This window comes from Paenibacillus enshidis, assembly GCF_042136365.1.
In the GTDB taxonomy this organism is placed as follows: domain Bacteria; phylum Bacillota; class Bacilli; order Paenibacillales; family Paenibacillaceae; genus Paenibacillus; species Paenibacillus enshidis.
The window spans coordinates 1-26,337 of sequence record NZ_JBHHMI010000014.1; the positions used below are offsets into that span (position 1 = coordinate 1).

Here is a 26,337-nt window from a genome sequence, read left to right on the forward strand (position 1 = left end):
TCGTTTTTGCTCACTTCCATGGGTAACATCTCCTTTATGGATATTGTTACCAATTACACGGAAGTTTAAACGCTCTCGCTGAACGAGGAGTATACGTTCCGCTTCGAGCAGCTTGACAGTGCGCTTCAGGATATACTGGGCTGACACCAGAAAGCCATCTACCTGCTTCTATGCAGTAGATGGCCTTTTTTTCCGTTCCGTTACATTTTAATCTCCAGCAGCTCGTACTTCAGAACGCCGACCGGAGCATCCACACTGATGATGTCACCGACTTTTTTGCCAAGAAGCTCTTTGCCGAGCGGGCTTTCATACGAAATGGAGTTTTCCTCCACATTCGCCTCTGCCGGCCCCACGACCCGGTACTCGATCTTCTCGTTGAATTCAATATCGTTGAGCACCGCAACAGAGCCAACGCTGACCTTTTCCAGGTTTATTTGATTGGCGTCCACCACGCGGGCCGTCTTCAGCATCCGTTCCAGCTGCAAAATCCGGGTCTCCATAAAAGCCTGGTCTTCCTTGGCGGAATGATATTCGCTATTCTCCTTCAGATCTCCGTAACTGATGGCAACCTTCAGCCTTTCGGCGAGCTCTCTCCTTTTGGTGCCCTTGAGCTCACGAAGCTCCTCTTCCAGCTTCGCCAGGCCTTCCTTCGTTAAAATCGTTTCCTCATTGCTCATTCGTTACACCCCCTTGCGCTCTTACCTTCTATTTTACCCGATTCCCTTTCGTCTTTCTATTCGTTATATGGAAAAGATGAACGTTTACGAAGGACCCGAGCAGCATGCTCAACATTCTGATCATTGAAGATCACGAGAAAATATAAACCATCTGAATCTGATGATTTAATGGGAGAGTTGTTTGGCGATGTAATTTGGAAGTTATAAACATGACCCTCCCCCCCGTCCTAGAACCCCAATCAAGCAACGGCTGCGATCTCCATGTCATGCATCGGCTACTTCTTACTTTAAACGGAACCAGATTTCCCTTCATACTCCTTTATACGACGAAAAAAGTGGGTTTGGACATCCAGCTCGACGCATTCTGTGTTGGCATCGCTGATATTTTATGACTTAATTACGACATTTTAAGCAAATTTTTATCAAGAAAACACCTGAAAAATATACACATCCCTGCCAAAAAGCAGTATACTGATTCAGACAGGAAAAATATTCTAGGTTTGTTTGGTGAAGGGGAGCCTATCGGTTTCTCATCATTTGTTTGACATCAGGAATTTACGGAACATGTCAACTTATGAAGGAGTGGTTTCATATGAGCAACATCACCAGCATACGCTCGGAAGTTGAAAAATTTATGGAGCGTGAACAGCTCCCACTCAGCGATTTAGGACGCAAAACGGGACTGAATGTAGGGACTCTCAGCTCAATCTTCACTGGCGGCAGAGTCATGTCGGTGAATCAGCTTGACCGGATCACCTCACTGATGGGGCTTCCCGAGGGACATTTTTACGAATTATACATACATCAAGAGAATATTGCTGCAACCCAGCCGAATTGGAGACGGCTCAGACCCTTCATATTCAGATGTGCCGAATTGAACAAGCTGGATTGCATTAGGTATGTCACCGGCTGGCTGCTGGATAACATCGTATATTGTCCCGTGCTGTTTGATGCGGCGGAAGATCTGCTATGGGAGGGAAAAAAAGAAGCCGCCGCCATTCTTTACGAAAGTGTGGCCATCACGGAGCACTCCCAGCATTCCGAACGTCTGGCCCTCTGCCAATACCGCTTGTTTACGATCCGATTAGGTGAAGATCAGGCGCAAAATTTGCAGGTCGCCGCCCAATTCGAGCCGTACGTGGAACGGTTGGACGAGGTCATGCAATTAGATGCGCTCAAGGATTTGGCGAACGTCTATCGTTCCCTGCGGAAGTGGGACAAAATGGATAAGTTTGCAGAAATGATGGGAAGCAGAGCAAGAAGGCATTACTTTTCAGAGACCCGGAAAAAGAGAAGTGGGGAAGACCTTTATTCCAAACTGAGCAGACCGTTGTTTGTATATATTGCATTCAGTGATTTGCTTCGTGGTGAGGTGTGTCATGAGCTCGGAGAATATGGTCAGGCTCTGCAATTTATTCTAAATTATACGGATTTGAGTTGGGTTAAGGAAAACGATGCAGAGATTTTGCGCTGGAAAGATCTTTTTCAAGAATGGGCAAAAACGAATATGTATGTCACCAAATTGTTTTCCGGAGATTTGAGCGTACTGTCGGAATATATAGCATATATTGATACTCAAAAGGATGACATTCTCCTGTCCTTGCTTAACATTGCTGGATTGGCGAACCGGTTTCATATTAATGTGGATGAAATTTTCGAGCATTTCGGGCCGGAGATTCTGTTGTTATTAGAAGCAGAAGACTTACCGGGGATTCACAATAAGAGATTAAACGCAGAACGATTTACACGCTTACTCAGTGAATTATCTGAATACTACTTGCGAAAAGGCGAGGTTAAGGCTGGATTCAAATATTTATTAAACAGTTTGGCAAAATCGGCTACAATAAACTATGACAGCAACACAGTTAAATGTGTGGGTTTATTTGAGTATTTCAGGGAACATGCAGATTCCGAAACACAGTTGAAATACCAAAAACTTTTTAAAGAGGTGTACCAAAATGAAAAAAACAATCGTCTTGCTCTTAACCGTCGTTAGCCTTTTATTTACTATCCCTGTACAAACGCCGTCGCTTCACCAAGTTCTGGGCCATAAGGGCGATGCATAAAAAGTTTCATAATCGAACCAGACAGGCCAGCTTTTTACGTTTAATCTTTCCGGAGGTGACATTCCCCTTCCCTTCCCTAGCCAAGAAAAGCACCCGCCAATGCTCCGGCAATGACCACTACCCAGGGCGGCAGCTTCCAGAAAATCAGCATGACAAAGAGGATGGCTGCTATTGCGAAATCCAGGGCTCCCCGGATGGCGCTCGTCCATATCGGATCATAGAGCGCAGCGAGCAATATTCCGACCACGGCGGCATTTACTCCCGCCAGTGCTCCCTGGGCCCAGGGAAGACTGCGGACGAGCGTCCAGAAAGGCAGGGCGCCGCCAACGAGCAAAAAAGCAGGCAAAAAGATGGCCAGTGTGGCGACCAATGCTCCCTGCCAACCGTCCGCAACAGCGCCGATATATGCGGTGAACGTAAACAGCGGGCCGGGAACGGCCTGGGCAGCTCCATAACCGGCCAGAAACTGCTCCCTGCTGACCCAGCCTGACGGTACGGTCTCCCTTTCCAGCAGTGGCAACACGACATGTCCGCCGCCAAACACCAGCGAGCCTGCTCTGTAAAGGCTGTCGAACAAAGCAAGCCGGAAAGACGGAAATGCCTCTCGAAGCAGCGGCAGCAGGAACAGGAGCGCCGCAAATATAAGGAGACAGGCAGCCCCCGCTTTGCGGCTGACAGGTACCTGTGTATCAGCAATGGCCGTGGCGTTCGTACTGCGGTACAGAACTAAACCTGCGACTCCGGCGGCAAACACAACAATCAGCTGGCTTAAAGCCGTTGGCCACAGCAGAACCATTACGGCGGCTAGTATGGCAATAGTCGCCCTGCTGCGGTCAGGTGCGAGCTTCTGTCCCATCCCCCATACAGCCTGAGCGACAATCGCCACCGCCACCAGCTTCAACCCGTGGATCCAGCCAGCATTCAGAGTATCCGTTCCCTGTATCAGGTAAGCAAACAGCGCCATGACCACAGCCGAAGGCAGGGTGAAACCGATCCAGGCGGCAAGCGCCCCGATCCAGCCGCCCCGGATCAAGCCGATGCCTATCCCCACCTGACTGCTTGCAGGGCCGGGCAAAAATTGACACAGCGCCACCAGATCGGCGTAGCTTTGTTCATCCATCCATTTTCGGCGCCGGACATACTCGTTATAAAAATAGCCCAAGTGAGCGACGGGACCTCCAAAGGAGGTCAGACCCAGCTTGGCGGACACGCCCAGAATCTCCAGCCATGACTTTATATTGTTCATCTTTTTAGTCGTCACTCCAACTCATTCTTATCCGCTCAGTAGTAGACCTCGCTGTTCTATTATCGCTGCCTTTTGTTAACGATGTTGCCGGTTTCCATCATCACAATATCAATTCTATTTCACGATTGTCCGATTTGGATTGCTCTCTCCCTTTGGAAGCAGTCCACAATCACCTTCTCTGGCCCACGCGGTACCGAAGCTTTACAGCACAGCAAAAAGGCCGCCTATAAGGCGACCATACCTTTAAATATTAATCCCGGCTGCGCAGCTTGGCCAGCAGACGGATAATCTCCACATACAGCCATACGAGCGTGACCATCAGGCCGAAGGCCCCGTACCACTCCATATATTTCGGCGCCCCTTGCTGCGCTCCGCTTTCGATAAAATCAAAGTCCAGTACAAAATTCAATGCCGCAATAATGACGATGACCACGGAAATTCCGATGCCGATCAGACTGTTATCATGCAGGTAAGGAACCGTTATTCCAAACAAACCAAGGATAAAGCTCAGCAGATAAACGATAGCAATCCCTGCCGTGGCAGCAAATATGCCGAGCTTGAAGTTCTCCGTTGCCCGGATCATGCGCGTTTTGTACGCGATCAGCAGAGCGATGAATACACTGATGGTGATCAGAGCCGCCTGCATGGTAATGCCATAATAGAGCGTTTCGTAGGTTGCGGAGAGCGCCCCCAGGAATGTTCCCTCAGCCACCGCATAGACCGGAACCAGGTACGGTGCGGCCGAAGGCTTAAAGCTGATGACTAGCGCCAAAATAAAGCCCACCACAGCGCCGCCGATGGCCAAACCTCCGACGTTGTAACCATTGAAGTACATCGTCCAGGATACAATGGCCGCCGCTATAAGCAGGGCAAGCGTCATAAACGCCTTGTTTACCGTACCGCCAATCGTCATCGGGTCATGTGCAAAGTCATGGCGGTCAAAAGTGTTATCATTCAAAGTCGGATTGCCACTGCGTCCAATCAAGATAATCCCCCTACAAAGTCATTTTTTTTCAACTTTATCATAGACTAAACCATTACCAAAGTAAAAACCTGGTAATTCAAGGCATATACACTCGCTCTTTGCTCTTACCTTTGGCCTGAGAGAAACAGCAAAGGTTTCGCATCCGTAATATGACTTAAGTTGCTCTTTTTCGAGTACATTTGCTTGAACACGTAACTCCGGCTCAAAATTTAAGTCGCCGGTATGATTCAAACTTGCAAGCTGTTCTCCGATAATAACTAAATGTGTGGACGCGGTTTATACTCTTTCCGCCATACATATACACTTTACAGGAGGGAAATCATGAATTGGTATGTATCAGTTTTAAAAAATTACGTAGGCTTCCAGGGACGGGCGAGAAGAGAAGAGTACTGGATGTTCGTTCTTTTTAACTTTGGCGTTACCATTGTACTTTCCGTGCTGGAAGCCTTGCTCGGTATTGGTCAGGTCTTGACCACGATTTATGGCCTGGCCGTTCTGCTGCCGTCCCTGGCCGTGGGCGCTCGCAGACTGCATGACACCGGAAGAAGCGGCTGGTGGCTTCTGCTCAATCTGATTCCTCTCATTGGGTCCATCATTCTGATCGTGTTCATGATTCAAGACAGCCGATTCGGGGACAATCAATACGGACCTAATCCAAAACACGGAGCTAATCCAAATCTGAAATTCTAAATAGAGACCGCAGAGCTGTAATCTAAAATAAAGGGCCCTCCCTGAACCATCTTCGGATGACTTGCGGGAAGGTCCTTGTTTTGATTCATCTTATATTACCAGCAAAAAATAGCCGCTTGATCCCGCTAAGGAGCTGATCTATATGTTTAGTGAACAGGAAAAGGAAGCATTGTACAAAGTCATTTACACACGGAGGGATATCCGGACATTCTTGGACAAGCCCGTTCCGGAGAACTTGATCCACAAAATTTTGCAGGCCGCGCATCACGGTCCGTCGGTAGGCTTCATGCAGCCGTGGAATTTTATTCTGGTGACCGGAGAAGATACCAAAGCACGCCTAGCCTGGGCAGCCGACAAGGAACGACGAGCGCTCGCCATTCATTATGAAGAGCAAAAGAAAGAGCAATTTCTAAGCCTGAAGGTGGAAGGAATCATGCAGGCACCGCTAACGATCTGTGTGACATGTGATCCTACACGCGGCGGCTCTCATGTGCTGGGCCGGAACTCCATACCCGAAACCGATCTGATGTCCACGGCATGCGCTATCCAGAATATGTGGCTGGCGGCTTGTGCGGAGGGTCTGGCGCTCGGCTGGGTCAGCTTTTACAAAAAAAACGATGTACGGGACATCTTAAACATTCCGCCCCATATTGATCCGGTCGCCCTGCTGTCTGTCGGTTATACGGAGCATTATCCATCCAAACCGATACTGGAGACCGCCAATTGGGAAAAGAGGAGAGCATTGCAGGATTTGATCTATCACGAGCATTGGGACAGCGCAAGCGTAACATAATATTCATGTACGCCGACCTCATTTTACGGTAAAATAGTTCGGTAGAATTCTGGAATCGGCAGAAGGATATGCAAACTTAAGCAGGCTGAACCTGCATTTACTGGAGGCTTAAAAAGTTTAGAACATGCACAACGAATCGCAATCCAGCATCAAAATTGTAACGGCCGATCCAAGCGCCATCGGTCTGTTCGGACTAGCCATCGTTACGCTCGTCGCTTCCTCCCAGAAGCTCGGCTTAACGGATGGGCTGAGTCTCGTAATCCCATGGGCGCTCTTTCTTGGCGCCTGCGCCCAGCTCTTCGCCTGTATCCATGATGCGAGGCATAACAATACCTTTGGCATGACCGCCTTTGGGGCATACGCATTTTTCTGGTTTGCTACCGCAGGAAGCTGGCTGATCAAGCTGGGGGCATTCGGGCCGGAGCTGGCATCCAGCGCGGACGGCAAGCAGCTCGGATTTGCTTTTGCCGGGTATCTTGTCTTCACGCTGTTCATGACCATCGGAGCGATGGAAACGCACAAGGTATTATTCTTTATTTTCGTATTGATCGACCTGCTATTCCTGGGTCTGACTCTGGATGCCTTCGGGGTCGTTCCCGAAGTATTCCATACGCTGGCAGCTTATTCCGAATTGGGAATTGCACTGCTTTCGCTTTATGGAGCGGGCGCTGCCGTGCTGAATACGCATTTTGGCCGGGTGTTTCTGCCGGTTGGCCGCCCTTTTGGCATCTTTAAGCCACGTTCATAAGAGAAACGTCTATCGACGTACATTCACAGAAGACAGACCGCGTTTAGCAGTAGTTTTTCTTGCGATTCCAGGAAGCATACACCAGGAAGTTTATACTTTCTGAATCTTAACAAAAACATTCCGTAGCCGTTCAATTGCGCCGATCCGCGATTGAACGGCTTTTTCCCCCTTGACTCTCAAGTATACTTTAGACTTTATCATCAAAACCGAAAGGAGGATTGGCATGTACACTATCGGACAGCTGTCTCAAAAAAAACAAAGATCCCCATCAGCACATTGCGTTACTACGATGAGGTCGGGATCCTTAAGCCTGCCCAGGAGCCGATTCGGGTTATCGTTACTATTTAAATGAGGAATTGAGGATACTGCATCATATCACTGCCTTGAAAGAGCTGGGCGCTACGGCTTATGCCGTGTGGACCGGTATTGGAACCGTCGGGGCCGCAGTTGTCGGCATGTTCTTTTTCCATGAGTCGAAAAGCTGGCTGCGGATTCTATGCATGCTTGGCATCATTGTATCTGTTGTTGGTTTAAAAAACTTCAGTTAATGGCAGATTCGTAACACGATTTCACTTTTCTGCTCTGAAAATTAAAGTAGCTATGCCCCCAAATCATAGTGGAAGGGACATAGCTTCTTTTTCAAGCTTTTGCGTGTTCTCTATAATCAACTTCTCCAGGTTTTACTTGATCCCGTTCTCGGCTTCCCACTGCGCTATTTCTTCCCGCACCCGCGGCGCTACCTCGGTTCCCAGCAGCTCAATCGCACGCATTACATCCTCATGGGGCATGGTGCCGAGCGGAACATGCAGCATAAAGCGAGTAATGCCCACGTTCTTGCGCAGATCAATGATCTTGCGGGCCACCGTGTCCGGGTCTCCCACATACAACGCTCCTTCAGGGCTGCGTGCGGCATCATAGGTGGCTCTGGTATATGGGCCCCAGCCCCGCTCTTTCCCAAGCTGGCTCATGACCGCCTGGGTAGGCGGGAAAAATTTCTCCACAGCCGTCTCCAGATCATCCGCAATAAATCCGTGCGAGTGCGACGCCACTGGCAGCAGGGATGCGTCATGTCCGGCGTGGGCAGCCGCTTTTTTATACAGCTCCACGAGTGGGGCAAACTGAACCGGTCTGCCGCCGATGATCGCCAGCACGAGCGGCAGGCCGAGCAGGCCCGCGCGGATGACAGATTCCGTATTGCCCCCGCTGCCGATCCACACCGGCAACGGATTCTGTACCGGGCGCGGATATACGCCCAGATTGTTGATCGCCGGGCGGTGGCCGCCTTTCCAGGTCACCTTCTCGGACTCCCGCAGTTTCAGCAGCAGCTCCAGCTTCTCGTCGAACAGCTCATCATAATCGTTCAGATCATAACCGAACAGCGGGAACGATTCGATAAAGGAGCCGCGACCTGCCATAATCTCCGCCCGCCCGTTGGAGATACCATCCAATGTGGCAAAATCCTGAAACACCCGCACCGGATCGGCAGAAGACAGCACTGTAACCGCGCTGGTGAGCCTGATGCGTGTCGTCTGCGACGCAGCAGCAGCCAGCACCACGGCGGGGGAGGATGCCGCATAATCCTGGCGATGGTGCTCGCCCACCCCGTATACATCCAGCCCTACTTTATCCGCAAGGACTATTTCTTCAACCACCTCACGAATGCGCTGCGCATGGCTTATAAGCTCACCGGTTGCAACATCCGGCGTTGTTTCTACAAATGTGCTAATCCCTATTTCCACTGAACTGTCCCCTCCTGGTTCATATCCATTTTTGTTGAAAGCTTGCCGAAAGATAACATTAAATCGAATATCTTTATATTGAACTATTTTCCGCAACTTTGCAAGTCCTGCCGTTAGCAGATTTGTAATCCAACGAAAAAAAGAGTGCCCGACAAGGCACTCTTTAATTTTAACTATTCAATTTGGCGAAACCCTGCTGCATGGTAGAGATGACCTCATCACACCATTGATCAAACTCCGGGTCTTCCCTCTGATATTCGGGATGAGTCAAAATGTACTCAACCGTGTGCTTGATCCCCTGGTCAAGCCGGGTCGTTGCCGCGAAGCCGGGAACGAGCCTTTTCAGCTTCGAATTATCGAAGACAACGGAATTCGCCTTGTCCCCCAGCAAAGAGCCTCTGAGATCCTGCTTGCTGCAAGCAGCCAGGAATACGGATGGAACATGCACTGCGTTCAGCTTGACACCAAGCGCATCAGCAATGATTTCATAAATCTGATTCCAGGTCACCGTCTCGTCCGAAGTAATATGAACGGTTTCCCCGATCGCATGAATATTGCCTAACAGTCCAATAAAACCCTTGGCAAAATCGCTGTTATGCGTCATCGTCCACAGCGAAGTTCCGTCGCCGTGAACAATAACGGGTTTATTCTCCAGCATGCGTTTGGCCACCTGCCAGGAGCCATTGCTTCCATGAACCCCAAGCGGGATGGAACGTTCGTCATAGGTATGGCTTGGTCTTACAATCGTTACCGGAAAGCCGTGATCGCGATACTGATTCATCAAATACTCTTCGCAGGCAATCTTGTCTCTGGAATACTGCCAGTACGGATTGGACAAAGGCGTTCCTTCCGTAATTCGGTAATCGGACAAAGGCTTTTGATACGCAGAAGCCGAGCTGATAAATATAAACTGTTTTGTTTTCCCCCGAAACAGGCGGTAATCACGTTCTACATGGGCAGGCTCAAAACCGATAAAATCAACCACTACATCAAAATTCAGGCTTTCAATCAGCAGGGCTACGTAGTATTCATCATTAATATCCGCCTGAAGGATATGCGCATCCTTCGGCAGCAGCTCATTCCGGCTGCCCCGGTTCAGCAAATATAGCTCGACCCCTTGCTTCAATAGCTGCCTGGTGATCGCTGAGCTGATCGTTCCCGTCCCTCCGATAAACAGCGCTCTCACAATTGCACCTCCCAGAATGAATGAAATGAGCCAGATGAAAACTTATATGCTTAATCTTTTTTTACCATACCACGTGTACCTGGCAATCACAATTATTTCAAAATGACGGCTCAACTTCTTCTTTGGGGTCCGAAGCCGTCGTTCCTCCAAATTTACGGTGTCCACTGATCGTGTACGATTCCTACAAGCGCATGATCCGGTCCGATCTTCTCGAAGACGAGACGCAGACTGCGCCAATCCATCCCGTCCGCTCCGGGATCGGTACCCTTAATATAGTAGTCCACAAAATCATATTGATCGGCAGAATATACCTCGTTCAGGTTGTTGACCGTTGTGCTCTCTCCAAGCACCTTGTTTACCGAAATCTCGGCGTCCTCCAAAAAGTCCGCATCATAGACAAACTGCTTATGATACTCCGCATACGGCATCTCGATCACCTCTCCGGAACCTGCAAACGTGCGCCATACACGCTCCGTAGGGTCTTTCATCAAACCCTCAAGCTCATCCTGCTTGAATACAAGGTCTGTTTTGGTATCGACATAAGCATAGGGCGAGAAACGGACCCCTTTCTCGGCATGGGCCCATGCGGCAATCTGGCTCATATCCCCATTTTTAAGCGATCTCATCACAGTCGTTGCCGCTTCCGATACGGTCGGAGGCTGCCCTTCCAGGTCATCTACCGGCTGATTTTGTGACGGCTCCTGCTGCTCTTGCACCTGCTCCTGGGATTGCTCCTGCGTCTGTTCCTGGGGTGGCTCCTGTTCCTGCGGCTCCGTAGCGGCTTCGGGCGATCCGCTGCATGCGGCAAGCAGAAGAACAACGATCAGCACGGCCATCCAGCTTATGTTTTTAATCGTCATCAACTCTCTCCTTCGCGATCGGTTTCCCTTAACAGACGGATTATACCACAAAAAGGTTCCGCTTCCATTTCAGATCTTTGCAAATGATTCGATATCAATAGATGTACTCTCCGATGCAACTATGAACATGAATAACAACCACTCCCATCATGCTGGAGTGGCTGTTATCTTTTTTATCTTATTCAGTTGCCGTTGTATCTGTTGTCCCATTTCCCCCCTCAGGTTAGACGTACTGCCTTTCCTTCTTTGGACGCTGCTTTAGTCTTCTGCCTTTGCCGTGCGGAATAACCAAAGGTGTCCCGAAAATGGGATCGGTATCAATCTCACAGCTCAGACCGAACACGGTCTCGACCATTTCCCTCGTTAGCACAACCTCAGGCGGCCCCTCGGCCCACACGGATTTATCATGCACAGCCACAATATGGTGTGCGTATCGGCAAGCAAGATTCAGATCATGCAGCACCATCACGACCGTGCGTCCTTCCCGTTCATTCAGCTCGAACAAAAGATCAAGAATTTCGATCTGATGCGCCAGGTCGAGATAAGTCGTCGGCTCGTCGAGCAACAGCCAATCCGTATCCTGCGCGAGTGTCATGGCGATCCAGGCCCGCTGCCGCTGGCCACCGGACAGCGAATCGACGGTACGCTCCGCATAGGTGCTCATCCCGGTCTTATGCAACGCCTCCCGCACGATTCGCTCATCTTCGCGGCTCCATTGCTTCAACCAGCTTTGATGCGGATAACGCCCTTGCCTTGCAAGCTGCAGCACTGTCAACCCTTCGGGAGCGGTCGGCCCCTGGGGCAAGATGGCCAGCTTGCGGGCCACCTCCTTCGTTGGCAGCTGCAGCAGATCCTTGCCGTCCAGGAACACGCTGCCCCGCTGTGGCCGCAATAATCGTGCCACTGCGCGCAACAGCGTCGATTTGCCGCAGCCGTTGCTGCCGACGAACACCGTAATTTTTCCAGCCAATAGCTGCAGATCCAGTCCCTCAATAACCGGATCCCCTCCGTAGGACATTGTCAATTCCTGAATGTCGAGACCGCCCGCCTGTAGCATGGACACCACTCCTTATCCTGTTTCTGTTTATTGGCGACGATGGCGCAGAAGCAGCATGATAAAAAATGGAGCGCCTATCGCCGCTGTGAATACGCCTGCCGGAATATCCAACGGCTGAAACAGCGTTCGTCCCGCGGTGTCAGCCAGCAGCAGCAGCAAAGCTCCGACCAGTGCGGCGGCTGGCAGCAATCCGCCATACGAAGGACCGACAAGCCTGCGTGCGATATGGGGCCCGAGCAGGCCAATGAATCCGACGGCTCCAACAAGCGCAACCGCCGACCCGGCCAGCGCCACAGTAATAAGGAGCAGTCCAAGACGCTGCCGCTGCACAGCTGCGCCCACGCCAGCTGCCACTTGCTCTCCCAGCTCATGCACGTTCAGGTGCCGTGCCCCTGTCATCGCCAGCGGTATGAACAGCAAGGTCCACGGCAACAGGGTTAGCACCTGCTCCCATGAAGCTCCGTACACGCTGCCAGCAAGCCAAACATACGCCTTGCTGGCGGTAGTGATTGAGCTGAAGGACAGCATGAACATGGTCAATGAGCTTGCCCCGGCCGAAATACCGATGCCGATCAGTACGAGACGGATCGGCGATACCCCGTTCTTCCAGGCAAGGGCATAGATCATGCCTGATACAAGAGCCGCGCCGGACATGGCGGCGACCGGCAGCCAGCGGATGCTGAGATCGCCATCCGAAAAGGCAATAAAAGCAACGGCGGCGACAGATGCGCCACCAGTCATCCCCAGCACATCCGGTGAGGCGAGCGGATTGCGGATGACTCCCTGCAGCACAGCTCCGGCGACACTCAGTCCTGCTCCCGCCAATATAGCCAGTACAAGCCGGGGCAGACGCAGCGTACCGATGACGAAAGCAGAATCACCCTTATAGCCAACAAGTGTACGCAGCACCTGCAGCGGTGATTCCCATTTGCTGCCCAGGCAGGCTCCCAGCACGAATGCAGTCAGCAGGAGGAGCAGCAAGGCGAGCAGCGTCAGGACCGTACGCTTGTCTGCAAGCATGGACACCCTCTCCCGGCTGCTGCGAATCGGAATGAGACGGCTCATCCTGCTGCCTCCTTCCCGCGAAACCCGGTACGGGCGATGTAGATGAAGAACGGCATTCCGATCAACCCGGTTACGACACCGAGCGGAAGCTCTCCTGGCTGTACCGGAAAACGGGCGACAATATCAGCGGCGAGCAGCAGGATTGCCCCAAGCACGGCACTGTAAGGAATGATCCAGCGATAATCTGTTCCGGCCAGATAGCGGGCAAAATGCGGCATGACCAGGCCAACGAAGCCAATCGCTCCAGCCGCCGCTACCGCACTGCCGGCAAGCAGAACGACCGCTGCCGCGGCGACCGCCTTGACCAGCACGATGCGCTGTCCGAGGCCTTTCGCCACATCCTCGCCGGAGCTAAGTACAGTCAGCGGATAGCCCAGCGCCAGCGCCGCAATACCACCGGTGATCATGTATGGCAGCAACTGCTGCAGCAGCGGCAGCTCTTTGCCGGCAACCGAACCCGCAAGCCAGAACAGTACATTTTGCAAGCCCGATTCGTCCAGCGCAAGTACGCCTTGGGTGATTGCACCGAATAATGCGCTGAGTGCAGAGCCGGCAAGCACGAGGCGAATCGGCGCCAGACCGCCGCCCCCCAGCGAGCCGAGCGCATATACAAGCAGCGCTGCTACTGCAGCGCCTGCAAAGGCCGCCCATACCAGCTGCGACAGCGAAGACAGTGGCAGGAGCGTGAGAGCCAGCACAACCGCAAGTACAGCGCCGGCATTGATCCCGAATAGCCCCGGCGAGGCAAGCGGGTTGCGCGTGAGCGCCTGCATTAGCGCCCCGGCGGCCGCCAGCGCTGCTCCGACTGCCAGTGCGAACGCGGCGCGCGGCACACGCGTAGTCATGATGATAACTTGCTCGTTGTCGGCCGGGTTGTATTCGACGAGCGCCTCCAGCGTTTTGGACGGAGCGATTGACGTCGTTCCGAGTGCGATGCTGGCGATGAAGGCGACTGCCAGCAGCAGCAGTGCAGCCGCAAGGCCGAGCAGCTTGCTGCCGTTACGTTGCAAAAGTGGCTTCACGGTGATCCTCCCCTATCTCATGTAGCAACAGATGGCGACAAAAGCGAAAAATACAGAAGCGGCAGCCTTATCGGCCGCCGCTATCCGCAGCAACAGCAGCGTTTCCGAAGAATACCGCTTAGCACTTCTGCTGCTTGCCGCTCATCAATCCAGTTCGTAGAATTCCTTAAGATCCTTAAGCATCTCTTCCGCCGCCAATGGACCTGAGCCGTTATTCCAGACAGCCGTATCGACCTGGTAGACACGGTTCGCCTTTACCGCCTTGAGATTCTTCCAGAGCGGGTGCTCTGTCCACTCCTTGCGCAGGTCAAGTCGGCCATCATCCCGGTCTGTGCTCGTCTGATCGAAAATAATGTCAGCATCCATTTGCGGAATATTTTCCTTCGATACCAGCTTAACTCCCCAATCCTCGCCCTTCTGTACCTCCGGACGCGCAATTCCGAGCTCGTCCAACACAAGTGCCGAGAAGCCGCTGTAGACGATACGTGCATGGTCAGCGCGGAAATCGACAATGCTAACCTGCTGGTTCAACTTGTCCCCCATCTTCTCCTTGAAATCGGCAACCTCGCTCTCCCAACGCTGCAAAAACGCCTGCTCCTCAGTCTTCTTGTTCAGCGCATCGGCTGTCAGTGCCAGCGAGTCCTTCCAAATATGCACTTCCTCCGTCATGACCGTCGGCGCAATGGCGCTGAGCTGATTGTAGATTTCTTCGTGCCGGGTTTTGGAGGCGATAATAACATCAGGCTTAAGGGCGGCAATCTCCTCCAGGTTGGGCTGATTCTCCGAGCCGAGATTCACGACACCGTCCATCCGGTCGCGGATGTAGTTATACCACGGCTTTTCAATCCACGCCTCAACGGCACCGACAGGCTTGACATCAAGCGCCAGTGCGGCATCGGTTGCCCCCTGGAACAAGGTGACGACCTTCTGCGGCGTGCCCTTGATGACGGTCTCGCCCATCGCATGCTGGATGGTCCGCTCCTCTCCCTCATTCGCTGCGGCAGAGGCTCCCTGTTCCGTCGAAGACGACCCTGCCTGCGCACTTGGCGACGATGAAGCTTCGCCGCTGCCGGAGTTTGCAGTATTCCCGCCGCCCTGACCGCATCCGGCCAACACTGCCAGCACAAGCAGACAGGCGGTAAGCATAATTCCGGAGCGTCTCCGAAGTCTTTTGTGGAACAAGCTAAACATGAATATGACACTCCCCTTTTTTTCTATCTCAGCCTTAATTGATATTGATTCTCATTATTGCATGAAGCCATCCGCTTGAAAATGAACTTTTGCGTCACCCGTTCTGGACATTTCCGACAGTCATTCAGACAGGCTGCGGGGCAGACATCCCGGTTAACCCTAAATGCTCGCGCAGTGTATTCCCACTGTACTCTGTGCGGTAAATGCCGCGATTTTGCAGTTCAGGAACGACCTTGCTCACAAAATCATCAAGACCGGACGGGAGCAGCGGTGGCATTAGATTGAAACCATCGGCAGCGCCTGCCTCCAGCCATCGCTGCATCGTATCCGCAATCTGGATGGGCGTACCCGCCACCGTGAAGTGCCCGCGGCCGCCTGCCGTGCGGATAATCAGCTCGCGGATCGACAGCTTTTCCTCGCGGGCAAGATTGACATAAAGCTGAAAGCGGGCCTGCTGGCCCTGCACCTGCTCTGGCGCGGGCAGCCGCTCATAAGGCAGCGGGCCATCCAGCGGACAATCGGACAGATCCGTCTGCAGCAGCGCCGACAAATTGTACAGGCCGTAATCAGATACGCTCAGCTCATTCAGCTCACGCTCCTTCTCCTTCGCCTCTGCTTCCGAATCGCCGATAAAGGGGATGAGCCCGGGCAAAATTTTCAGTTGCTCCTTGTTGCGTCCCCATGCCTTCAGCCTGCCCTTCAGATCAGCATAAAAGGCAATCGCCGACTCTATGGAAGGCTGTGCCGTGAACACCAGCTCCGCCCACCGTGCAGCGAACGACCGGCCATCCTCGGAGGAGCCTGCCTGTACAAGCACCGGCACCGCCTGCGGTGAGCGCGGCAGATTGAGCGGACCGGCCACCGATAGATGCTTGCCCTCGTAATCAGCCGCCTTGATCCGGCTCATATCAGCATAAAGACCAGCCTCCTGATCGATCAACAGCGCGTCCTCCGCCCAGCCTGTCCACAGCCTGACCGCTGCCTCGACGAACTCATGCGCCCGCTCGTAGCGCAGCGAATGATCCAGGTGCCTCTCCTTGCCAAAGTTGCGGGCAGTCGCATCACCGGTTGAGGTCACGATATTCCAGGCCGCACGGCCGCCGCTAATATGATCCAGCGAAGCAAACTTGCGCGCGATATGGTAGGGCTCATTGTAGGTGGTTGAGGCGGTCGCGGTCAGTCCGATTTTCTCGGTTACCGCCGCCAGCGCCGCCTGCATCGTGAACGCTTCAAGCTGCGGGATGACCCGGTATTTCGTCATTTTATTCAATCGGTATTTCTCTGCAATAAAAATCGAATCCATCTTCGCCTGCTCAGCCAGCTGTGCCATCCGCTTATAATAGCGAAAATCGGCTGCCAGCTGCGGACTGGCATCACGATGACGCCAGCTTGCTTCATGATGCCCGGTGCTGAGCATGAACAAATTCAGATGAAGCTGACGTCTCCCTTGCTCCGCTGCACTCATACTCCATCTCCTCCTTCTCCAATATGCCCGTACCCGAGCTTTTCACGGCTGCGCTGCTCCCGCTGCTGCTTCTCCAAGGCCTTCCGTCCCAATTCCTCCGCCCGCAGCGGATCGAGGGCGAACAGACCGTCCTCGTCGCCGATGATCAAATCCCCTGGACGCACCGCCACGCCGCCGACGCTGACACAGGTATTGACCTCCCCTTCCAGCTCCAGTGAACGGGTTGTCAAGGCACTGATGCCGCGCGAGAACACCGGGAAGCCCAGCTGTCTTAGCGCCGCTGCATCGGAGACGCAGCCGGATACAACCGCTCCGGCCACCTGCTTGCCAATCGCCTTATAGGCCCGGAACTCCCCCCAGCAGGCACGCTCTTCGTCGCCTGACATGTCGATGACGAGCACATCGCCCGGCTGAGCCAATTCAAGCGCCTCGCGCAGAGCCGCAGAATCCATATGGGGGAGGCGCACCGTAAGTGCTGAGCCCAGCAAGCGGATCGGATGAAACAACGGCCGCAACCCGCGAATATAACCGAAATCGGTCAAATGCCCGATTGTGGAGGGCTGTATGCCGCGATACAGCTCCAGCAGCTCCGGTGCAAGCGGCTTGGCATGAGGTTCAATGCGCAGCATACGGCACCTCCTCCAACCTGGCCGCACGCAGCGGATTGGGCATCTCGCCCTTTCCGTACGGCATGCTGCCTGGCACCTTGGCCGTTTGCGCGAGCAGCGGCCGTACTACCTGCTTCCATGGCCAGCTTTCATCTTTGAACAGGCAGCTTGAGATGACCGCCTCCTGCAATTCCGGCAGCGCCGCCCGCTTCAAGGCTGTCTGCAGCGCTTCCTTCAGCTCCGTCCACATCCGCTCCTCAGAGAGGCTGTAGGCGTTGGACAGACTGTCCATGATGGAGAACAGATTCACATGAATGCCAAGCATCTGGAAAAAAGCGATCAGCTGCGGCGGCGAATCATGATACAGCGAATTCGGTACACCAGGGCGCAGCAAATATTCAGGATCAGCCAGGCCCTCTGCATGCAGCCACGGCACATGGACGCGCAGGGCATCATGATCACGCAACAGAAGGCCGCATACTCGTCCTTCCTGGAGAACGAGGACTGCATTTTGTCCGTGCGCCTCCGGCACGAGACCGAAACGCAGCAGCCGCAGCGACAGTTCGCCGAACGTCTCCGCAATCTCGCGGAACAATTCAAGCGCCGCCTCCGCTGTATTTGGCAGACCGCGTAATTGCAGCCATTCGGCGAGCAGCAGTGCCTGACGGCTATCCGCAGCGAGCGCCGACATCGGCACAAGTCGCTTCCTGTTGTCGCTCATTAACTCTGCCGGATAAGTGCGGATCAGCGCAGAGAGGTGGCGCGGATCGTCCGCGAACAAGTCGTTGTCCTGCGGCTTCAATGCCCACCAGCGCCCTTCCTCACATAAATACAGCCGCTCGTTCAGCACCGGATCAAGCTGCCTGGCCTGCCGCAGCAATCCTTCGGCCCGTACGCCGTTCATCATCTTGATAGCCGACAAATAGCGCAGGCCACCGAGTGAACGGATGCCAAGCGGCAGCTTCACATGCCGCGACGGCTCGTCGTCGAGGCTCATCAGCGAGCGCACGGACGAAGTAGCGTAAAACGTTCCTGCCTCTATATCCAGCGGAACACAAACCCCGCTGTCCAGCTCCGGACGCAGTCGCTGCGGCAGCATCGCCTCCATCTGCCATGGATGGACGGGGAGAACGATATGCGTGCCGTTCAGCCCTCGCTGCGTGAGCTCCTTTTCCAGCTCCTGCTGCTCCACAGCCGACAACAACAGCGATTGTGGCAGCACGTTCGCCGCGTCATCACCGCTCAGCAGCCGATCCCGCCGCACGGCCATCCAGCGCAGCCGGATCGGCTGCCCCGCCTCCGCCGTAAAGCGGCCGCATTCGTCGCGCTCCCAGCCGAGCTTCGCCTTGGCAACAGGATGAAACGGGCGATCCCTCCCTGCAGCATAACGTTCCAGAGACAGCAGCGCACGATCAGGCGGCAACGACAGCAGCGCGGAGTACGGATGACTCCGCTCCATGGACCAGGCGATCTGTGCGACGGTCTGCTGCAGCATGTCGATGAACACCGCTGTACCCTCGGGATGTATCCCCGCTGCTTCGGCATGACTGTCAGCAACAAGACGCATCAGCTCTGGCGGGGACAGCAGCCGCGCTCGCCCATCAACAACACTTGCCGCTACAACGGCTTCCGGGGTACAGCGCCAGCGCTGTACGACCGAGCGGCGAAGTCCGAACACGACTGCGGTTCCGGCACCGTCCAGACGCCATAGACCGATCAGCGCTCCTGCCAAATCTGCACCTGCTCCAGCCTTATCGGTGGCTGCCGCTTCGCTGCACAGCAGATTCCAGGCCGCAGCGAACACATCGTATGATTCAGCCAACTCGTCACAGGCTGAGGGGGTCAGCATCTGCAATCCGTCCAGTAACTCCTCTGCCAGCAGTGCGTTTAACAGATCCTCCATCACACGTCGCTTTGCTTCCTGTTCAACCAGCTTATTTGGCATGAGCGCTCACTCCTTTCACTGCGCGAAACGCATAGAGCGGATTCGGCACCCACCGGGGATCAACCTGCGTATCCGGCCACAGGCGGCGGCGGGCCAGCTGCTCAATGCGAATCGTCTCCGAGAACAGATCATACAGCCCGTACTGTGCTGCGAATTCGGGATGGCGATGCTGATAATCATGGATAATACTTGCTACACGCTCCCAGAATGACTCTTCCGCTACCCCGAGGCGTTCGTGTAAAAACAGGGCAAGATCTCCGAGACAGACGAAAAAGAACGCACTGTGCAGAAAATCCCGCACGGCATGCGGATCATCTGTCTGCATATAGGAATGCCGATTCTGAGCCAAGTGGGCAGCAGGCTCGGGATGCAGCTCCGGACAGAGCTGCGGCTGCGGCAGCAGATGACGGCAAAACCGCACGCCATCATGAAAATCGCGCAGCACGATACGCACCGGACGGCCGTCGCGATGCAGCAGCAAAATATTTTGCGCATGTGACTCCAGCGCCACCCCATGCGCATACAGCAAATGAATCAGCGGCGTAACCGATGCCTGCAGGAGCTCTCCAAGCCATTCATTCACTCCGTAACGGGAAATCCATTTCTTAACCGCTGCTGCCTGCTCGCCCTCGGGATGTGACAAGGCAGCAAACGGAAGTGCCTGCTCTCCATCCCGCAAGATCGCTCCCACGCCCCGTCTCATGATCGCTCCCAGCGCGCCGGAAGCACGTTCATGTACTGAAGGCGACAGCTCCTGCGTATCCAATGCAATACCTGCATATTCATCCAGCAGCGCAAAATCTGGCTTGTCCGGCGTTTGATCGGAAGCCAGCAGGTCGTGCAGCCAGTCCGACACCAATGCAGCGTTCAGCACCGTATGCCGTGCCAGCATGCGCCGGGTGGATGTGTTAACAATACCGAGCGCAAGCTTCAGCGTGGCTTTGCGGCGGTCGCTGACATTTTCCAGACTGCGTATGGATTGCTGTGACCGATAGACATCATCCGAACGTCCGAGCGGAAGCAGAATACCATCGGCAATCTCCCCATGCAACGCAGGTACGACAATATGCTCCCATTGCCACGGATGCACAGGCAGGAACAAGTAGTCTTCGGGACGGTGGCCATTATGCACGATCACAGAGAGAAACCGCTCCAGAACAGCTTCGCCCAGTTCCTCCCTCAACCATTCACTTTCTTCCAAACCACGCCGCAACGACAGCTGCGCATGTGAACGGGCGACAGCCACCCATAACGGCTGCAGCAGCTCTCCAAATTCCGGGCTGTACAGACGATTGTCGGCGGCATCAAAACCGATGCGGGATTTGTAGCAGGGATGGTACGGATGACCATCCAATTCTCCTTCCGCATGATCACGCAGCCGCTGCGCTCCTTCGTGTGCTCGCCACGCTCGGGATTCCGTATCGTGCAGAAGCGTACGGGACAGCTCCTCCTGCAAGCGAAGCAGCAGCTCTCCTTGCTGCTGTTGTCCGAGCACTTCATCCACAAAAAGCGCCAGTCGTGCAGGTGACGTCCTCCCGTCCGGCGCGATGCGCTGCAGCGATTCACGTTCCAGCCGGATACGCCCAAAGCTGAAGCTGCGGCGACAGGCAAAGCGGTAAAGAACGGCCTCTCCGGTCGCCGATCGGCCAGCCAGCTCCGTGATCCGGGTCTCTCCCGCCTGCGGCAGTCCTTCATCCGGCAAAGCGATTTCTTCATACAACACCGCTTCAAGTAATTGCCCCAGTACGCGCCGCTCTGCCGCCGCGTATTCATCGGAGCGGATGGCCAGGCTGCGCGTATCGATTTCATTCCAAGGTTTCATAATTTTTTCTCACCTCGCGTGATTTCGTTTATACGTTGTTTCTTGTATTTCAGCCGCATTCATATTCGCAAGCATAGTGTGCCGGTCCGCTGTCTTCATCCAGACCAGATTGACCGCGAGCAATATGGCTGAGCCAACAAATATATAGCGTAGACCAAAGGCCGCAGCCAGCCAGCCCATGCCGATCGAACCGAGCAGGCCGCCGGCCATTTGGGCACAGTTGAGATAGCTGAAGGCACGGCTTTCCATGCCTGACGGAGCACAACGTCGTACAAGCACATTCAGGGATGGACCAACTCCGCCAAGGCAGGCACCACTGCAAAAACGCAGGACGATCAGCTGCCATAGCTGCTGCACAAAGGTCTGCGGAATCATCAGCAGCACAGCTCCAAGCAGCGATCCGCTCAACACGCGGCGCTGTCCGTGACGGTCGCCCAGACGCCCGAGCTGCGGCGCGGCCAGCATATTCGCTACACCCATCGCTGCTGCAGTGAAGCCGGCAAGCAATGCCACATTATCGCTGTCAGGGGCTAGCATTTGCACGTATAACGGGATAAATGGCAAGGTACCCACCATCGCCGCGCGTTGCAAAAAGGCGGAGACGAGCAGCGCAGGCATGGCACGGCGGGACATGATTTCCTGGAAATCACCCCTCAGTCCGTTCGTCTGCACTTTGGCCCCTCTGTCCTCCCGCTGCTCATGTACACCAAATAGCACAACCAGGGAAGCGGCAAAAATGCCAATGCCGATATACAGGAACACTGACGCAAAGCCGAATTGATCGGCCAGCGCACCACCAAGCAATGGGCCGCATATCGTCCCGCCAACCGAGCTGGAGTGCAGAAGACCAAGCGCATAACCGCTTCTCTCCTGCGGCGAGTTCTTGGCGGTCAGTGCTATTGCAGCTGGACTGAAGCCGGAGAGCATACCGTTAAGCAAGCGGAGCAGCAGCAGTTCCAGCGGATTGCTCACCACGCTCATGAGCGTGATGGTCAACGCCATGCCAAAGCCTGAACGCAGCAGCATCGGCTTCCGTCCGTAGCGGTCAGCCAGCCGCCCCCACAACGGGCCCAGGAAAAAGGCACTGAGCAGATTCGCACCGTAGATCGCTCCGGACCAGAGCATCACTTCTGCCTGCCCATGCACACCGAGCTCTTGCAAATACAGCGGCAGAAACGGCGTCACACAGCTGACGGAGGCCATCGCCAGAAACTGACCCACGCAGAGTATGTACAAACTACGCTTCCAACCTTCCATCTCCGCCAGTCTTCCTTTCGTTGTCATTCCTTTTTTTTGCATCATGCGTGCTGCACCACCACAAGCCTGTCAGTCAAGCCAACAGCCACTTACATCACGGCTGCTTCCTCGTATGCAAGCGATCCTTAGCCATTCAGCGCTATACGCCCCGGATCGGATTCGGAATGGAGATATATAGAGGTGTATCTCCTTTGTTGGCCAGACAGCTGGCAAAATTAGCTTTCGCAGGCAGCTCTTCCCCGTTCAACAGTTCGTCTACATACGGGCGCTGCCGTTCACTCGAACGTTCGCGCTCCTCAAGCAGCAGACGGCGGACTACAGCCCAGCCCTCGCGCTCTGATCTCCCTTGCCAGAGAGCTAGCGCATGAATAAGAGAACCAAGGTGGTTGACGAAAAAATAATATTTAGTGCGATGCCACGCTTCGTCCGGGGCGTATAACAGCGGGCTATCCTCCCCTATCGCCCCGCCGATCCATCCAGCCTTGCGGGCGAGCTCACGATCCACACTCATCCCTTCCAGATCACGGGTGTAAAAGCAGCTCGGCCAGCCGTCCTTAAGCGACAGAAGCGAATTTTGCGCATGCGCCTCAAAGCTGATGCCGAAGCGGTCCCAGACACGCAGCAGCGGCAGCATGGACAGCCGCAAATAGCGCTCCAGCCAGTGCTTTATGTCCGGTATGGGCAAGCCTCCCCCGGCCTGTGCGCTTGCTGTGATCGCCTGAGCCAGCTTGGGTGTCTGTTCACCCGGCCAGCTCTCCAGAACGGAGGCCAGCACAAATGTCGCCGATGGCTCGAAATCCATGGGTCTGAACAACACCGTAAAAGCCGGGTCGGTTCGTTCCTGGCCGGGGGCTGCTATGCCGACATATCCCGTTTCCGGCAGCAATCCCAGCAGTTCCTTTGCCAGCTCTTCCCCCAGATGCGCGGTCAGCCGCGCGGCGTCTATCGTACGTGCTGTCTGCTCCGGTGTATTAACACGGATCAGATTCGTAATACGCACCTCCAGCGGCAGCTTCCAGCCACAGCCGCTTTGCGGCTCCCATACCGTACGCACAGAAGAGGTAGGAAATACTCGCGGCCCGAGCGGGCCAAGCGGGATGATCTTCCCCTGCTGTATGGACGCACGAACCCAAGGCCGCTCCAGCAGGCGAAGCGCCTGCCATGGGTGCATGGGCAGCGGCCTGTACAGTGCTTCTGCCTCAGCGCCCAATCGATCCGACAATGCCTGCCGGAACGGTGCATGTGCCTCCGGCGGAAAGGCGCGGCTCTGTTCGCCCGGCAGCCACTCCCCACACAGCTCAGAAGCGTGAACAGCAAAATAATACAGGGCAAAGTCAACACCGCGCTCCGGGCTGTAACGCTCCTGCTCCGACTCGCTCATTCCTTCGGAGCTTTTCGGATAAGGGTGAAACGGATGCCCGGCAAATACGCTTTGCTCCGACGTAATATAATCCAGTCTGCGCACGTCCCGGCCAGCCTTCCCTGCTTCCATCCACCTCTCCAAATGCCCGCTTAACTGGGAGACGCTGCGGCGGATGCGCTGCAGCACCGCTATCGTGTTCTGGTCAGCACCCAGATTGAAACGCTGCGCCAGCTCAGAGACAAGCGCCCCGGCCAGTTCATCGAATGTCAGCGGGTGAACGGCGCCGTCACGCTCCAGCACCCAGCCTTCCGCATACAGATGCTGTCCTGTCAGCGAGGCGTAACGGATCATGCCGCGAATTCGGGCACCATCCGCCAGTCGCAAGCTCAGCGGGAAGGCTTCGCCACGCTCCGCCGCTTCGGCAAGTTTGTGAGGGGATTCCACCGCATCTCCGTTTTCCCGCAGGAAAGCATTAAGCAACGAACGTTGCGCCATGCTCTCGGATATCCTCATGTTCTCTGCCGGCTTCTCCTCATACCTCCCGCCTTTCGTTGGCGAGACTGCTTCACGGTCCGTCAGCATGGCAGAGCCTTGCGGGCTGCCCGCACCGATTCGCTGAACCGATCAGCGATATCGTCCAGTTGCTCTTCCGTAACGATGAGTGGCGGAAGAAAGCGCATAACGGCTGAATGCCGTCCGCCAACCTCCAGAATGAGTCCGCGCCGCAGACATTCCTGCTGGATTTGCGCAGCTAACCGTGGAGCGGCAGGGATATGACCGAGATGGTCCGGCTCGCCGTACTCATCGATAATCTCGACCCCAATCATCAGCCCAAGTCCGCGCACATCCCCAATACAACGCTCCTGCTCCGCCAGCGCACGCAGCCTTCCTTGCAGCCGCTCACCCAGCTTGCGAGCCCGCTCCGGCAGTTCCTGCTCCTTGATATAGCGCAGCGCCGCCAGTCCGGCAGCCATGGCCAGCTGATTGCCACGGAAGGTGCCGATATGCGCGCCCGGCCGCCAGACGTCGTAGCGCTCATGGTAGACAACGACGGAAAGTGGCAGGCTGCCTCCGATGGCCTTGGACAGAACGATGGCATCCGGCTCGATTCCGGCATGCTCGAAGGCGAACAGCTTGCCGGTACGGCCAAGCCCGGTCTGTACCTCATCCACAATCAGAGGAATGTCCCGCTCCCGGGTGATACGGCGCAGCCCGGCGAGCCAGGCCGCTGGAGCGGGTATTGAGCCGCCTTCTCCCTGAACAGGCTCGACAATCATCGCCGCTGGCGGCACGATGCCACTTTCCGGATCACGCAGCACATTCTCGATATAACGGAGGCTCAGGCGCTGTGTCTCGTCCCCTCCGACACCGAACGGACAGCGGTAAGCGTATGGATACGGCAAAAAATGAACGTCCGGCATCAGCCCTGCGACCTGCTCCTTCTGTCCAAGTGTACCGCTGATGCTCATCGTTGCATGGGTCGAGCCGTGATAACCCCCGTGAAACGCCAGCACACTGCGTCTGCCTGTCGCCGTCTTCATCAGCTTGATCGAGGCCTCGACGGCGTCGCCTCCGGTAGGGCCGCAAAACTGAATACGGGCATGACGGGCAAAAGACGGAGGAAGACTGGCAAATAGCTCATCTATAAAGCTCTCCTTAAGCGGAGTTGTGAGATCAAGCGTGTGCAGAGGATATTTCTGATCAAACACCTTCCTCATCGCCTCAATCACCACAGGATGATTATGCCCAAGCGCCAAGGTTCCGGCGCCGGCTAAGCAATCATAATAGACCTTTCCGTCCATATCCTTGATATGGACTCCCTCGGCTTCGGCGATAACGATCGGAAGACGTCTGGGATAGGAGCGGGCCGAAGATTCACGCTCCTGCTGGCTTTGTAAATAGCGGCTGTTAGCAGATGCTTCAGTTGCCGCTGTAGCTGGATGCATACGGGTTCACTCCTTTGGCACAATTTTATCCAACTTATCAATAATGATAATCATTATCAATTAGTTAGGTAAATCATACCATTTATAGTGCCCATCTGAATATTATCCTGACAGATTATATTAATACTTCTATCGGATAAATTTGCTTTAATCACACGCACGACTGCTCCCCTGCAGCTTCTCAGCCAGCAAAAAGACGAAATCTCCTCCTGTCTGCTCGATACACAGGGTCTTTTTAATGTTTTGAATATGCTTCTTCACCGTATTTACACTGATATATAACTCCTCAGCAATTCTCCTGATACTGTAATGACGGCACAGCAGCTCGGCGATCTCAAGCTGCCTTCCGCTAAGCGCAGCTGACTTCGAATCCTCCTCTGACTGTGGGCTGCGCGGGCTTGCAATCACAGAGAAGGCTTCCTGATCATCAGCCACTACATACTCCATCTTCACCTGTATGCAATCGCGGATATTCATTTGCACAACCCAACTCATAATGATCCTGTGCAGCTCGGCCAGCTCCTCGCGTTCCCGTTCATTGCTCGCGCTGGAGGCAACTGTTAGACTCAGTTTAGTAACAGGCATAGGTCCCTCACCGTCCGAATT

The 26,337-nt window shown here is 54.6% G+C and carries 24 protein-coding genes and 1 pseudogene; 6 read left to right on the forward strand and 19 right to left on the reverse strand.

The window, feature by feature from the left end:
- Positions 1-200 precede the first annotated feature (200 nt).
- A complete protein-coding gene (gene greA / locus ACE41H_RS15780) occupies positions 201-677 on the reverse strand; it encodes a transcription elongation factor GreA (RefSeq protein ID WP_375356388.1) in 477 nt (158 codons plus the stop codon).
- Positions 678-1,404: 727 nt separating this feature from the next.
- On the opposite strand from greA, the gene ACE41H_RS15785 reads away from it, so the two are divergent.
- A complete protein-coding gene (locus ACE41H_RS15785) occupies positions 1,405-2,673 on the forward strand; it encodes a transcriptional regulator (protein ID WP_375356508.1) in 1,269 nt (422 codons plus the stop codon).
- A 146-nt stretch (positions 2,674-2,819) separates the two neighbouring features.
- Here ACE41H_RS15785 and chrA read toward each other — a convergent pair whose 3' ends face one another.
- The 3 genes from chrA to ACE41H_RS15800 form a co-directional block, all read right to left on the reverse strand.
- Entirely contained in the window at positions 2,820-3,989 is a 1,170-nt protein-coding gene (gene chrA, locus ACE41H_RS15790) for a chromate efflux transporter (protein ID WP_375356389.1), read from the reverse strand.
- 250 nt (positions 3,990-4,239) lie between these two features.
- Positions 4,240-4,974, reverse strand: a complete 735-nt coding sequence (locus ACE41H_RS15795) for a Bax inhibitor-1/YccA family protein (protein WP_375356390.1) — start codon at positions 4,972-4,974, stop codon at positions 4,240-4,242.
- Between the two features lie 18 nt (positions 4,975-4,992).
- Entirely contained in the window at positions 4,993-5,205 is a 213-nt protein-coding gene (locus ACE41H_RS15800) for a hypothetical protein (RefSeq protein ID WP_375356391.1), read from the reverse strand.
- 90 nt (positions 5,206-5,295) lie between these two features.
- Between ACE41H_RS15800 and ACE41H_RS15805 the strand changes: the two genes are divergently transcribed.
- From ACE41H_RS15805 to ACE41H_RS15825, 5 genes and pseudogenes are all read left to right on the forward strand, one after another.
- Positions 5,296-5,664 carry a DUF805 domain-containing protein gene (locus ACE41H_RS15805; RefSeq protein ID WP_375356392.1) on the forward strand — a complete coding sequence of 123 codons (369 nt, stop codon included), beginning with the start codon at positions 5,296-5,298 and terminating at the stop codon, positions 5,662-5,664.
- A 142-nt stretch (positions 5,665-5,806) separates the two neighbouring features.
- A complete protein-coding gene (gene bluB / locus ACE41H_RS15810) occupies positions 5,807-6,457 on the forward strand; it encodes a 5,6-dimethylbenzimidazole synthase (protein WP_375356393.1) in 651 nt (216 codons plus the stop codon).
- Between the two features lie 124 nt (positions 6,458-6,581).
- Positions 6,582-7,205 carry an acetate uptake transporter gene (locus ACE41H_RS15815; RefSeq protein WP_375356394.1) on the forward strand — a complete coding sequence of 208 codons (624 nt, stop codon included), beginning with the start codon at positions 6,582-6,584 and terminating at the stop codon, positions 7,203-7,205.
- Positions 7,206-7,481: 276 nt separating this feature from the next.
- Positions 7,482-7,553 carry a hypothetical protein gene (locus tag ACE41H_RS15820; RefSeq protein WP_375356510.1) on the forward strand — a complete coding sequence of 24 codons (72 nt, stop codon included), beginning with the start codon at positions 7,482-7,484 and terminating at the stop codon, positions 7,551-7,553.
- A gap of 53 nt (positions 7,554-7,606) precedes the next feature.
- A pseudogene (locus tag ACE41H_RS15825) lies at positions 7,607-7,753 on the forward strand (DMT family transporter); the annotation flags it as partial.
- Positions 7,754-7,885: 132 nt separating this feature from the next.
- On the opposite strand, the gene ACE41H_RS15830 reads toward ACE41H_RS15825, so the two are convergent.
- The 15 genes from ACE41H_RS15830 to ACE41H_RS15900 all read right to left on the reverse strand — a co-directional run bounded on the left by ACE41H_RS15830 (position 7,886) and on the right by ACE41H_RS15900 (position 26,316).
- Positions 7,886-8,944: an LLM class flavin-dependent oxidoreductase gene (locus tag ACE41H_RS15830; RefSeq protein WP_375356396.1), complete on the reverse strand. Its 1,059-nt coding sequence runs from the start codon at positions 8,942-8,944 to the stop codon at positions 7,886-7,888.
- 169 nt (positions 8,945-9,113) lie between these two features.
- Positions 9,114-10,130: an SDR family oxidoreductase gene (locus ACE41H_RS15835; protein ID WP_375356397.1), complete on the reverse strand. Its 1,017-nt coding sequence runs from the start codon at positions 10,128-10,130 to the stop codon at positions 9,114-9,116.
- Between the two features lie 152 nt (positions 10,131-10,282).
- Positions 10,283-10,990: a hypothetical protein gene (locus ACE41H_RS15840; protein WP_375356399.1), complete on the reverse strand. Its 708-nt coding sequence runs from the start codon at positions 10,988-10,990 to the stop codon at positions 10,283-10,285.
- 223 nt (positions 10,991-11,213) lie between these two features.
- Positions 11,214-12,047 (reverse strand): ABC transporter ATP-binding protein, encoded by an 834-nt coding sequence (locus tag ACE41H_RS15845; RefSeq protein ID WP_375356400.1) that lies wholly within the window; start codon positions 12,045-12,047, stop codon positions 11,214-11,216.
- Positions 12,048-12,074: 27 nt separating this feature from the next.
- The gene (locus tag ACE41H_RS15850) at positions 12,075-13,112 is read right to left on the reverse strand and encodes a FecCD family ABC transporter permease (protein WP_375356401.1); all 1,038 of its coding nucleotides are present in this window, start codon (positions 13,110-13,112) and stop codon (positions 12,075-12,077) included.
- A complete protein-coding gene (locus ACE41H_RS15855; protein ID WP_375356402.1) occupies positions 13,109-14,134 on the reverse strand; it encodes a FecCD family ABC transporter permease in 1,026 nt (341 codons plus the stop codon). Before ACE41H_RS15855 ends, ACE41H_RS15850 begins: the two co-directional genes overlap by 4 nt.
- Positions 14,135-14,278: 144 nt before the next feature.
- Positions 14,279-15,325, reverse strand: a complete 1,047-nt coding sequence (locus ACE41H_RS15860) for an ABC transporter substrate-binding protein (protein ID WP_375356403.1) — start codon at positions 15,323-15,325, stop codon at positions 14,279-14,281.
- A 124-nt stretch (positions 15,326-15,449) separates the two neighbouring features.
- Positions 15,450-16,790, reverse strand: coding sequence for an LLM class flavin-dependent oxidoreductase (locus ACE41H_RS15865; RefSeq protein WP_375356404.1), 1,341 nt, complete (start codon positions 16,788-16,790; stop codon positions 15,450-15,452).
- Positions 16,787-17,419, reverse strand: a complete 633-nt coding sequence (locus ACE41H_RS15870; protein WP_375356405.1) for an RraA family protein — start codon at positions 17,417-17,419, stop codon at positions 16,787-16,789. Before ACE41H_RS15870 ends, ACE41H_RS15865 begins: the two co-directional genes overlap by 4 nt.
- Positions 17,406-19,343, reverse strand: coding sequence for an IucA/IucC family protein (locus tag ACE41H_RS15875; RefSeq protein WP_375356406.1), 1,938 nt, complete (start codon positions 19,341-19,343; stop codon positions 17,406-17,408). The genes ACE41H_RS15870 and ACE41H_RS15875 overlap by 14 nt, the downstream gene beginning before the upstream one ends.
- Entirely contained in the window at positions 19,333-21,165 is a 1,833-nt protein-coding gene (locus tag ACE41H_RS15880; protein WP_375356407.1) for an IucA/IucC family protein, read from the reverse strand. The genes ACE41H_RS15875 and ACE41H_RS15880 overlap by 11 nt, the downstream gene beginning before the upstream one ends.
- A gap of 9 nt (positions 21,166-21,174) precedes the next feature.
- A complete protein-coding gene (locus tag ACE41H_RS15885) occupies positions 21,175-22,467 on the reverse strand; it encodes an MFS transporter (protein WP_375356408.1) in 1,293 nt (430 codons plus the stop codon).
- A 94-nt stretch (positions 22,468-22,561) separates the two neighbouring features.
- A complete protein-coding gene (locus ACE41H_RS15890; RefSeq protein ID WP_375356410.1) occupies positions 22,562-24,280 on the reverse strand; it encodes an IucA/IucC family protein in 1,719 nt (572 codons plus the stop codon).
- Between the two features lie 80 nt (positions 24,281-24,360).
- On the reverse strand, positions 24,361-25,731 hold the full coding sequence (locus ACE41H_RS15895; protein WP_375356411.1) for a diaminobutyrate--2-oxoglutarate transaminase: 1,371 nt from the start codon (positions 25,729-25,731) through the stop codon (positions 24,361-24,363).
- 147 nt (positions 25,732-25,878) lie between these two features.
- A complete protein-coding gene (locus ACE41H_RS15900) occupies positions 25,879-26,316 on the reverse strand; it encodes a response regulator transcription factor (protein WP_375356413.1) in 438 nt (145 codons plus the stop codon).
- Positions 26,317-26,337 lie beyond the last annotated feature (21 nt).